This window comes from Bacillus sp. EB106-08-02-XG196 (genome assembly GCF_013396335.1).
Taxonomy (GTDB): Bacteria; Bacillota; Bacilli; order Bacillales; family Cytobacillaceae; genus Neobacillus.
In genome coordinates this window covers 26,299-37,775 of sequence record NZ_JABWSY010000029.1, presented here as the reverse complement: position 1 = coordinate 37,775, position 11,477 = coordinate 26,299, and the positions used below count along the sequence as shown (strand labels likewise).

The window sequence follows — 11,477 nt, the reverse complement described above, 5'->3', positions numbered from 1 at the left end:
CTTTAGGTTTCAAAGAAAGAATAGGTCCATTTTGGTAAAATTGAAAGTTATTCGCTTAGCTTGATGGCTATGGTGCCAGACACTGTTCGCTATTAATATAATTTAAATTGCCTTATAATTCTCCTGGTTCAATCTGTAGTAAATATTTTCCCGGGATTTAACAATCCTTCAGGATCTAGTAATTGCTTTATTTGCTTCATAATAACAACTGCTTCTCCGTGCTCAATTTCTTGGAATTTCATTTTACCGAGACCAACCCCATGTTCGCCCGTACACGTGCCGCCTACTTCAATCGCTCTAATTGCAAGTGCTTCATTTGTATACTCAGCCTTTTCCTGTTCACCAGGTATTTTTGGGTCAAAAACGATCAAGGTATGGAAGTTCCCATCACCGACATGACCTAATATTCCACCAATCAATCCACTTTCATGAATTAATTCCCTCGCATAGTCGATTAGTTCTGGCAGACGTGAAATTGGCACACATACATCCGCTCCTGTAATCGCCATTCCTTTTATATGCCGGTATGCATATGCCATTTCGTGGCGTGCTTTCCATAGTTCCATCCGTTCCTTAGAATCACGAGCGACATCCCAATTCTCACAACCGAGCTCACGCATTAACTGTTCTGCAAGACTCACTTCTTCTTCAACTGCACTCATCGTTCCAGCAAATTCAAAAAATAGTGAGTGTTTAATAGGGAGGGTGTAGCCTCCATACGCATTTACTTGTGAGATACTCTCTGCATCGACTAGCTCTATTCGCATAACTGAAATCCCACTTTGTAAAATCGCCTTAGCTGCTTCAGCACATGCTTTTGGTGTATCAAAAGTGCATTTTGCCGCCACCGTATGTTCTGGAATCCCATGAAGACGTAAGGTAATTTCTGTGATGATGCCTAAGGTACCTTCCGACCCAGCAAACAGACCTGTCAAATGATAGCCAGAAGATGACTTTTTGGCATGTGAACCTGTATGAATCACGGTTCCATTCGCTAATACAACTTCTAAATCGAGCAGCTGATCCCGCGTTGATCCGTATCGTACCGCTGTCGTTCCACTCGCATTCGTTGCAACCATCCCGCCAATCGTTGCGTCCGCTCCGGGGTCTATTGGAAACATCAACCCGTGCCGATTGACTAGCTTATTTAATTGTAACCTTGTCATTCCAGGCTGCACTGTAATCGTTAAATCTTCAGGTGAAAATTTTACTACCGTATTCATTTTTTCAAAATTTACGGAAATCCCCTTTTTTATAGGGACAACTTGACCTTCTAATCCTGAACCAGCTCCAAACGCTGTGACTGGAACCTTGTATTCCCTTGCCACTTTCATAATTACTTCCACATCTTCTCGACTTACTGGAAAGCAGACCACGTCCGGCTCTACTGCTTCATGAAAGGATTCATCTTTGCTGTGGCGGAACAATTCAGTTTCGTTTTGGCTGACTTTATCACTCCCTAGGCGCTCAATTAGTTGTTGGATAAACATAAAAATCCCCCTAATCTTTAAAATAGTCAAAAAATTTATATTTACAAATAGATTAGCATAATTTATCATAGCTGTATACAGTATACAGAGGGAAGTGAGGGTTGAACCTGTGAGGAAAATTAATCAGAATGTTTCATTGGCTGACCAAGCTTATAACTTATTAAAAAAAGCGATTATCTCAGCTGAACTTGCACCAGAGGAAGAATTACCTGAAGAAAGATTAGCCAGTGACCTGGGCATTAGCCGTACTCCACTTCGGGAAGCACTTAGAAGGTTAGCAGTGGAGGGCCTTATTGTGCTGCATAAAGGACGCCCGGCGACCGTTGCAACATTCACAATAGAAGATTCACTCGAGTATATGGAACTTCGACGCGTGTTAGAAATTTACAATATTGAAAAAGTTACCGCAACGTTGGATGAGGACATCATTAATGAGTTACGTGGGAATTTAGAAGTTCAATTGGAAGCGGTTACCAACAACCAATTCCATGATTTCATTGAATTGGACCGAGAATTCCATTTGATCCTTGCATCGAGAAACCGAAACTCAAAATTCACCGAATTGATTCATCAAATGAATACGGGAATCAACCGCGCATTCCTTGTTTTATCGAACACATTACAGATGAGTGCATACGAAGCCTACGAAGAACATGTAAAGATTACCGAAGCACTAGAAGCTAAAGATGTTTCGCTAGCAAAAGTTAACATGCTTGAACATATGCAAAACGTAGAAAATCGATTTTTAAGTTATTTCCATAAGGAGGAAAGTAAATGAAAAAGTTACTCTTATTTTTAATCGTCAGTATTCTAGTTATTGCAGGCTGCGGCAGACCAAAGGAAAGCGCTCAGACATCAGGTAAAGGCGGAGAGAAGGAAGTACATACCATCCGTATTGCTTACTTAGTATCAGAAGAACAATCTTCACATCTTGCAGCAGTAACGTATAAAGAAAAACTGGAAAAAGAATCAGACGGCCGTTTGAAAGTTGAACTGTATCCAAATGGACAGCTTTATGCCTCAGACCGTGAAGCCATTGAAGCTGTACAGCTTGGTAATATTGAAATGACGATTCCAGCTTTAGCTCCGCTTGCTTCATTCAACAAGAAATTCTTAGTGTTCGACTTGCCATTCCTTTTCAATGACAACAAAGCTGCATACAAAGCACTCGATGGTGAACTTGGACAAGAATTATTAAAAGAGTTAGAGACGAATGATTTAAAAGGACTTGTATTTGCTGAAAATGGTTTCCGAAACATGTCAAATAATACAGGAGCGATTGAAAAACCAGAAGATTTAAAAGGTCTAAAATTCCGTACATTAGAAAATCCAGTTCATACTGATACCTTCAAATCTTTTGGTGCGAATGCTTCACCATTTGCCTTTGGTGAACTATATACTGCTTTACAGCAAAAAACATATGATGCAATGGAATCACCAATCTCTCTTTACTACACGAATAAATTTTACGAAGTACAAGATTACCTAACTATGACTGGTCACGTTTACGCGGCAACGATTCTTCTTATGAATAATGATTTTTATAATGGTCTTCCTAAAAATTTGCAGGAATTAGTCGTTAAAGCATCTGAAGAATACCGTACAGAGCAGCGTGAAATTGCACAAAAGCAGGATGTTGAATTTTTAGAAAAATTAAAAGAAAACGGCATGAAGGTAAATGAACTGACAGCTGAGCAGCGTGAACTATTCCGTGAAGCTGCAAAATCAGTTTATGACCAATATGTTCCTGAAATTGGCGAAGAATTAGTTAATAAAGCATTGGCTGCAAATAAGTAGACAAAGGAGGAATCAAGATTCACTGTCTTGATTCCTTATTAATTAAAGGATGTGAGAATAAATGGTGAAAAAATTCGCCCGTTTCGAAGAAATCATATTAGTTTTAACCCTGGCACTTATGGTTTTGCTCATTTTTGGTCAGGTAATTGGGCGTTATGTGTTTCAAACAGCACCTAGCTGGACAGAAGAACTCGCCCGTTATATACATATTTTCCAAGTGTGGATTGGAGCAAGTTATGCAGTTAAGCTCCGTCAACATATACGCGTTGAGGCGTTTATCACTCGTTTTCATGGTACTCCCCGCAAAATACTTGAAGGTTTAGGTGTTCTTATTTGGTTTTTTATTTCTTTATTTTTGGCTGTATTTGGGACAAATTTAGTTATTGCAAGCTTCGAACATGGACAGCTTACTCCTGCCCTGCAGATTCCCATTTGGATTGCTTACTTGGCCGTTCCAATTGGAGGTGCCGGAATGGCAGTCCGGTTGATCCAGCAATTAGTGGATATTTGGAGAGGGGACTATGAGAAGCCGGAAAGTGAGGAGATTATCGGATGACGGTCGGATTATTATTCGGAACATTATTCATTTGTTTATTGATTGGGGTACCGATAGCCATTTCATTAGGAGTATCCGCCCTCGTTGCTATTTACTTTGGTTCAACATTACCACTTGATATCATTACACAAAAAGCGTTCACTTCCCTCGACTCCTTCCCGCTTTTGGCTATTCCCTTTTTCATGCTCGCAGGGATCCTAATGGGAAAAGGCGGGGTGTCAAAACGCCTGCTTGATTTAGCAACTGCGATGGTTGGCTGGATGACTGGCGGATTATCGATGGTCACAATCGTTGCTTGTATGTTCTTTGCGGCGATCTCTGGGTCGGGGCCAGCAACCGTTGCTGCAATTGGCGGATTCATGATCCCTGCGATGGTTGCCAAAAGGTATGATGGCGGATTTGCTGCTGCTGTTTCAGCCTCTGCCGGATCCATTGGTGTCATTATTCCACCAAGTATCCCGTTTGTATTATATGGAGTGATCGGAAGCGTATCAGTTGGAAGTTTATTTTTAGCTGGAGTTATTCCAGGACTACTCATAGGAATTGGATTAATGATTACATCCTATATCATTTCGAAAAAAAATGGATACAAACCCGAACATGTAAAGAGAATGGATTTTAAAAGTGTTTGGAAAGCAACAAGTGACGCAAAATGGGCGCTGTTAATCCCTGTCATTATCTTAGGAGGTATTTACGGTGGGATTTTCTCGCCGACAGAAGCCGCCGTTGTTGCTGTTGTATACGCCTTAGCAATTGGGAAGTTTGTCTACAAAGAATTAACTTGGCAGAGCATCTTTGAGAGCTTTCGTGAAGCGGTCATCATTAATGCGACAACGATGATCATCATCGGGTTATCCGTATCATTCGCCTATTTTATGACGCTCGAACAAATTCCAAACGACATTTCTGGTTTCCTTACTGATCTTTCATCGAGCCCAGTGGTTATTTTACTCGCCATTAATATTTTACTATTAATAGTTGGAATGTTTATTGACACAATCTCGGCCCTAGTTGTATTAACGCCTATTTTGCTGCCAATTGTGACTGCAGTTGGTGTTGATCCTATTCATTTCGGAGTAATACTCGTTGCAAACCTTGCTATTGGCTTCATTACTCCGCCGCTTGGTGTCAATCTTTTCGTTGCTTCAAGCGTCGGAAAGGTAAAGTTCGAACGTATTGTCCGAGCGATTATACCATTCATGATTTCTATGATAATCTGTTTGCTTGTCATTACGTATGTTCCTGAACTATCACTATGGCTGCCAGGCTTATTTGAATAAAACTTACCTTTAAAAAGCTGTAATCAAATAGGGTGCCTAAAATGTTTTAGATAATTTTTGGACGCCCTTAACAATATCTAAAAGTGAATTCATCAGGAAAGGTGAAAAATATGCCATTATCTATTAATCAAAAAGCAAAGCGATTGGAAGTCCCTGGAATCCGGCAATTTTCCAATCAATTGATTCATTTCCCGAATGCAATTAATTTGACCATTGGACAGCCTGATTTTCCAACGCCTGATGCTGTGAAAAACGCAGGGATTCGTGCCATTGAAAATAACCAAACAGGCTATTCTCATAATGCTGGCCTACTTGAGTTAAGAAAGGCAGCAGCTTCGTTTTTCGAGGATACGTACGGTTTTTCATATAATCCTGAAACCGAGGTAATCATTACCAATGGAGCAAGTGAAGGAATAGATTCTGTATTTCGAACCATTCTTGAAGAGGACGACGAAGTGATTATTCCAGCTCCAATCTATTCCGGATACGAACCAATCATTGAACTGTGCGGGGCAAAGGTCGTTTACTTTGATACAGCGGATACAGGCTTCCTTCCATCGCCGGAACGGCTGTTAGCGATGGTGACACCAAAAACAAAAGCAATCCTGCTGAATTACCCATCAAATCCAACGGGTGTTACAATTGATCCTGAATTGATGGACCAACTTGTTTCTGTACTAGAAAATCTGGATATATATATCGTCTCTGATGAAATTTACAGTGAAAACACTTTCACAGGTGAACACCGCTCCTTTGCATCCTACCCACAGCTGCGTGATCGACTTTTTCTCATCCATGGATTATCAAAATCGCATTCCATGACGGGATGGAGAATTGGATTTACCTTAGGACCAGAAAGGCTTATGCAGCATGTTGTGAAGGTACACTTGTATAACTCGATTTGTGCGACTTTGCCAAGTCAGTATGCTGGGATTGAAGCACTGACTTCCTGCCGGAATGTTCCTTCAGAAATGAATGTTGAATATATCAAACGACGAGATTTTGTCTACGAACGTCTCACAAGTATGGGACTTGATGTGGTAAAACCAAATGGTGCGTTCTATATCTTTCCGTCTATTCAACAGTTTGGAATGCCGTCTTATGAATTCGCGACAAGGCTATTGCACGAAGGTGGAGTTGCCGTTGTTCCAGGCAGTACGTTCACCAAACATGGGGAAGGCTACATACGCATCTCCTACGCTTATGCTATGCCAATGCTGGAAGAGGGAATGAAACGGATCCAGCGATTTATTGAGACATTAGACAAGCAGTCAGTAGTATCGGGTTCCAGCTCTGAGGGTTGTTTGTAGTAAGAAATGCTTGCACATCCAAAAATTTTTTAATCTAAAGGAGTTTTTGAAATGAGTAATGTAAAATGGGGCACACCAGAATCATTGTGCGCATTACTTTGCGAGCTTGTAAGCTGGCAGAGCAGAACTCTTACTGAAGGCGAGAGTGAATTCGCTCATAAGGTAAAAGCAAAGTTTATGGAATTAGACTACTTCAGGGAGAATCCATCTTACTTAGAGCTTAATGATGCTGGATTAGGGCGTAATGTCGTCACTGCTTTATATAAAAATCCAGAAGTGACGGAAACAATTGTCCTCATCAGTTATTTCGATACTGTTCATACGGAAGAATACGGTGATCTCGAACCATTCGCATTCCAGCCAAAGGAATTGACTCAAAAATTGAGGCAGCGTTTAGATGAGCTTCCAGAGGATGCACGTATCGATCTTGAATCTGGCAGCTATTTATTTGGCCGCGGGACGATGGACATGAAAATGGGCCTTGCCCTTCATATGGCTTTAATTGAAAAAGCCAGTATCGAAAAGTGGCCAATCAATTTATTGCTCGTCACAGTACCAGATGAAGAAGTAAATTCAGCTGGCATGCGTGCTGCGGTCCCAGAATTAGTTCGGTTACGAGACCAACACCAATTGACATACAAATTATTCCTAAATAGTGAACCGTCTTTTTCACAGGAGCCAGGTGACCCAAACTATTATATTTATTCTGGATCCATCGGGAAAATCATGCCAGCTGTTTTATTCTACGGAAAGGAAACGCATGTTGGAGAACCTATGAGCGGCATGACAGCAAATTTTATGGCATCCTTTATGACACAACAGATGGAATGGAATCCATTATTCCGAGAGTCAGACCTCGGTGAAAAGACACCGTTGCCTGTTTCACTCCAGCAAAAAGATTTGAAAATGGAATATTCGACCCAAACCCCATATCGTGCCGCAGCTCTTTACAACGTCTTTCTTATGAAACGCGGTGCAGAAGAGGTAATGGATATTTTTACTAAAGTGGCAGAGGATGCCGCGAAAGCTTGTAATACGGCTTATTCGGAGATTTGTAAACGTGAAGGGGTTAATCCCGTAGGAAAAGTTACCGTTCTAAGCTATGAAGAGCTGCTTGTGCATGCTGAAAAAAAATTAGGTGCCGAAACCATTAAAAGGATAAAGAACAGCGCTTTAAACAACCCAAAATGGGATGATCGTGAAAAATCTATCCGTATCGTTGACTCCCTTATGATCCAGTGTCAAGAACTTGGGCCTGTTATGGTTCTATTGTTTGCACCGCCATACTACCCAGCTGTCAATACTTCAAAGGATCCACTCGTCATCGATTCGATCGATTTAATCAAAAAAGTTGGAATGGAACAGTTTAATTTAAAAGTAAATCAAATTCATTACTTTAATGGAATCTGTGACCTTAGCTATGTTTCTTATGATGACAAGGGCGAGGGATGGACAATATTTGAACGTAATACACCGGTATGGGGAGATACATACAGCATTCCTTTTGCAGAAATGCAGGAGCTGCAAGGACCTGTATTAAACGTTGGCCCCTTCGGAAAAGATGCACACAAACGTACAGAGCGGCTTCATATAGAAAGCGCGTTTGTGCAGCTTCCTGTTATGTTAGAGACATTAGTCAGAAGCCTGTTTCCTATTAAATTAGAAGCTTGTGGCCCCATGGATACAGTTAGAAATTAAAAAATAATAGATAAGGATGCCGCAAAGGAAGGTATGTTTTTAAGAATTCTCAATCGATTAAAAGAATTAAATGGATACGTGAAAATTAATGATGTAAAAATAACAGAAGCTTAGCGAACAGTGCCTGGCACTGTTCGCTTTTTGAACTTTTCCTGTAGTATTGAAAGGTAAAAGTTATAAAGCACAAGGGACTCCAGCTTTCATGACCATTCCATCAAGAGTGTGTTCGATTACTGTTTCTATCCAAAGGGCTGACTCAATAAGTTTATCCAGCTCGATGTTAGTGTTAATTCCCATTTCATGAAACATATTCACCATATCTTCTGTACAAACATTACCTACGGCTTTTGGGGCAAAAGGACAACCGCCTAATCCACCAATAGAAGAGTCAAAATGACGGACTCCAGCTTGGTAGCCAGCCAGCGTATTGGCAAGTCCCAGCCCCCTGGTATTATGAAAATGAAGAGCGAGTCGAGCAGAATCTCCGAAGTGATTATAGAAGTATTCAATTAGTTCATCAACTTGTTTGGGGTTTGCCATTCCGGTTGTATCTGCTAACGTAATTTCTTTACAGCCTGCTTCTAGAAAATTTTCAGCTATACGAATGACTCTCTCTTTTGGAACATTCCCATCATAAGGACAGCCAAAAGCAGTTCCGATGACGCCAATCATTTCGATGCCGGATTCTACCCCCGTACGGATCACCCTTGATAGTTCAATTACGGATTCCTCCACTGTTCTTTTTGCATTTTTTTGATTAAATGTATTACTAGCCGCCATTGCCACATTTAAAAAATTTACATTTGACTTTAGGGCTCGGTCTAATCCTGATTGGCTAAGAACCAATCCTCCATACGATACTCCCTCAACCCTTGTAATTTCCTTCATAACCTCTTCTGCATCAGCCATTTGCTTAATAATTTTAGGATTCACGAAGGAAACACATTCAATTTTCTTTATACCTGCTGTGGCAAGCTGGTTAATTAATTCTACCTTCTGGGCAGTAGGCAGGATTTTTTTTTCATTCTGTAAACCATCTCTTGGACCAACTTCACTGATATATATCATTCATACGCCTCCTTGATTTTCCATTCTTCTGAAAATAATTTATTAAAATTGTATACAATATTTAAATAAAAGTAAATGTTTTCTCCGAAATATTCTATAAAAATAAAAAAATGTATACAAAGAAGGGTGAGGCGCACGTACACACCTTACCCTTTGAAAACTAGGATTGATTTAATTTACTGTAATGAACCACACGATCCCGGCCATGGTATAAATGGCTGGCCATTATCACTTTGGCTTGCTCTGCATCACCATTTTTAATAGCTGTAATCAGGCTGTTATGGTGCTGAATCGATGTCTTTAAATCTTCTTCGTCAAACCAATAAAACCCTCGATATAACACAGGAATGGCTACTAAAGAACTTAAAACATTCTTTACATAACTGCTTTTTGACATGGATACAATGATTTCGTGGAATTGGCTATTCGATTTTAATATAGCATCTGTGTCTTTTTCTCCAGCTCTAAAACCATTTTCGATGACAGATTTATAATTTGCATTCGCTTCTTCCAATTCAATGATTTGCAGGTTGTCTCGATTTAACGCGGCTAACGAGGCAGTATACCCTTCGACAACTGCGCGTAAATTATAGGCATCAATGACATCATCTAGTGTATAATTCCTGACTGTCACACCACGATTTGGGGTGTAAATTAAAAGTCCTTCTACTGTTAATCTGCGAATTGCCTCTCTGAGTGGTGTACGGCTTACATTTAGTATACTTGCCAGTTTTTCTTCTCGAAGTTTCTCTCCAGGTGCTAATACCCCATTAAGGATATCCCCTCGGATCTCTGCATACACGTCCATAAATTGTATTTCCCCTTTTAGGTAAAACTTTTTAACTACTTTAAAAACTACCATACTTATTAAAAGATTTACCACCATTATAGCAAATAATCATCTTTTGTATACAATTTGAGGGAATACCAGGTAACAGATTTATTAGAATTTTATGAATTATTATTGACGAGTGTAATGTTAGATTGTAATATATCAATTAAATAGAATTTGTTTTACATAAAGTTTAACTTGAATTGTATACAAAATGAGTGAGGTGGCTTATATGAGTGAAATGAACGAAAGGTTGCCTTTGCAGGGAATACGTGTATTGGAACTAGGTACACTTTTAGCAGGTCCATTCTCTGGACGTCTTTTGGGAGACTTTGGAGCAGAGGTTATTAAAATCGAGCCGCCTGATAAAGCGGATCCCATGAGACAATGGGGAAAACAAAAGGATGGGCATGGTCTATGGTGGCCGATTCAATCTCGAAATAAAAAGTCAGTTACCTTAAACCTTCGTGTGAAAGAGGGACAGGAGATATTTAAGGAACTGGTTAAAGAAGCAGATGTTGTGATTGAGAATTTCCGTCCAGGTACGATGGAAAAATGGGGATTATCCTACGAGGAGTTATCTGAAATCAATCCAGGGATCATTATGGTTAGAACTTCGGGGTTTGGACAAACCGGACCATACAAAAGCCGCGCTGGTTTCGGCAGTGTTGGTGAAGCAATGGGCGGTCTGCGTTATGTAACGGGATTCCCTGACCGGGCACCAGCAAGGATTGGGATTTCAATAGGAGACACATTAGCTGCTTTATTCGCTACGATAGGATGTTTAACAGCTTTAAATGAAAGACATACATCCGGCAGGGGCCAAGTGGTAGATACCGCTCTTTACGAGTCGGTCTTTTCGGTCATGGAAAGTATCATTCCCGATTATCTGCTTGCTGATTATGTACGTGAAAGAATGGGGAATATCCTGCCAGGTGTTGCACCGTCTAACATATACAAAACGCAGGATGAAACCTACATTGTCATTGGAGCCAATGCGGATGGGGTATATAAGCGTCTTTGCCAAGCGATGCAGCAGCCTGAGTTATTTGAAAATCCAAAGTATTCCACTCATCATGGCAGAAGTGACAATATGGCTGAACTCGACCAAATCATTGAAACTTGGACGAAGACTTTACCAGCGAAGGTATGTTTAGAGATCCTTGAAGCAAACGGGGTTCCAAGTGGCCTTATTTATTCAGCGAAGGAAATTCTTGAAGACCCTCAATATAAAGAGAGAGAAATGATTATTCATGTGGAACACGAGGAGTTAGGCGACTTCCCGATGCCTGGAGTTGTTCCGAAATTAAGCCGGACACCAGGTAAAGTCAAGCATGTTGGTGCAACTACTATGGGACAGCATAATTCAGAAGTATATAGCAATCTATTAGGATTTGATACTTCAAAAATAGAGGAATTGACAAGAAATAATATTATCTAATGGGG

General features: G+C 40.3%; 10 protein-coding genes. 7 read left to right on the top strand and 3 right to left on the bottom strand.

Going from position 1 to position 11,477, the window contains the following annotated elements; all coding sequences use genetic code 11:
- Window positions 1-128: 128 nt before the first annotated feature.
- Window positions 129-1,490: an FAD-binding oxidoreductase gene (locus MLOOGBEN_RS28215; RefSeq protein ID WP_179161565.1), complete on the bottom strand. Its 1,362-nt coding sequence runs from the start codon at window positions 1,488-1,490 to the stop codon at window positions 129-131.
- A 109-nt stretch (window positions 1,491-1,599) separates the two neighbouring features.
- Here MLOOGBEN_RS28215 and MLOOGBEN_RS28210 point away from each other — a divergent pair, with 109 nt between their 5' ends.
- The 6 genes from MLOOGBEN_RS28210 to MLOOGBEN_RS28185 all read left to right on the top strand — a co-directional run bounded on the left by MLOOGBEN_RS28210 (window position 1,600) and on the right by MLOOGBEN_RS28185 (window position 8,131).
- On the top strand, window positions 1,600-2,268 hold the full coding sequence (locus tag MLOOGBEN_RS28210; RefSeq protein ID WP_179161564.1) for a GntR family transcriptional regulator: 669 nt from the start codon (window positions 1,600-1,602) through the stop codon (window positions 2,266-2,268).
- Window positions 2,265-3,287 carry a DctP family TRAP transporter solute-binding subunit gene (locus MLOOGBEN_RS28205; RefSeq protein ID WP_179161563.1) on the top strand — a complete coding sequence of 341 codons (1,023 nt, stop codon included), beginning with the start codon at window positions 2,265-2,267 and terminating at the stop codon, window positions 3,285-3,287. Before MLOOGBEN_RS28210 ends, MLOOGBEN_RS28205 begins: the two co-directional genes overlap by 4 nt.
- 61 nt (window positions 3,288-3,348) lie before the next feature.
- A complete protein-coding gene (locus tag MLOOGBEN_RS28200) occupies window positions 3,349-3,843 on the top strand; it encodes a TRAP transporter small permease (protein ID WP_179161562.1) in 495 nt (164 codons plus the stop codon).
- Window positions 3,840-5,123, top strand: a complete 1,284-nt coding sequence (locus MLOOGBEN_RS28195) for a TRAP transporter large permease (RefSeq protein ID WP_179161561.1) — start codon at window positions 3,840-3,842, stop codon at window positions 5,121-5,123. Before MLOOGBEN_RS28200 ends, MLOOGBEN_RS28195 begins: the two co-directional genes overlap by 4 nt.
- Window positions 5,124-5,233: 110 nt before the next feature.
- Window positions 5,234-6,433: an aminotransferase class I/II-fold pyridoxal phosphate-dependent enzyme gene (locus tag MLOOGBEN_RS28190; protein ID WP_179161560.1), complete on the top strand. Its 1,200-nt coding sequence runs from the start codon at window positions 5,234-5,236 to the stop codon at window positions 6,431-6,433.
- Between the two features lie 51 nt (window positions 6,434-6,484).
- Window positions 6,485-8,131 carry a M20/M25/M40 family metallo-hydrolase gene (locus tag MLOOGBEN_RS28185; protein ID WP_179161559.1) on the top strand — a complete coding sequence of 549 codons (1,647 nt, stop codon included), beginning with the start codon at window positions 6,485-6,487 and terminating at the stop codon, window positions 8,129-8,131.
- Window positions 8,132-8,305: 174 nt separating this feature from the next.
- Here MLOOGBEN_RS28185 and MLOOGBEN_RS28180 read toward each other — a convergent pair whose 3' ends face one another.
- Together MLOOGBEN_RS28180 and MLOOGBEN_RS28175 are read right to left on the bottom strand one after the other, a co-directional pair.
- Entirely contained in the window at window positions 8,306-9,199 is an 894-nt protein-coding gene (locus tag MLOOGBEN_RS28180) for a hydroxymethylglutaryl-CoA lyase (protein WP_179161558.1), read from the bottom strand.
- Window positions 9,200-9,359: 160 nt separating this feature from the next.
- Window positions 9,360-10,007 (bottom strand): GntR family transcriptional regulator, encoded by a 648-nt coding sequence (locus MLOOGBEN_RS28175; protein WP_179161557.1) that lies wholly within the window; start codon window positions 10,005-10,007, stop codon window positions 9,360-9,362.
- Window positions 10,008-10,263: 256 nt separating this feature from the next.
- Between MLOOGBEN_RS28175 and MLOOGBEN_RS28170 the strand changes: the two genes are divergently transcribed.
- On the top strand, window positions 10,264-11,472 hold the full coding sequence (locus tag MLOOGBEN_RS28170) for a CaiB/BaiF CoA transferase family protein (RefSeq protein WP_179161556.1): 1,209 nt from the start codon (window positions 10,264-10,266) through the stop codon (window positions 11,470-11,472).
- The last annotated feature ends 5 nt before the right edge of the window (window positions 11,473-11,477 follow it).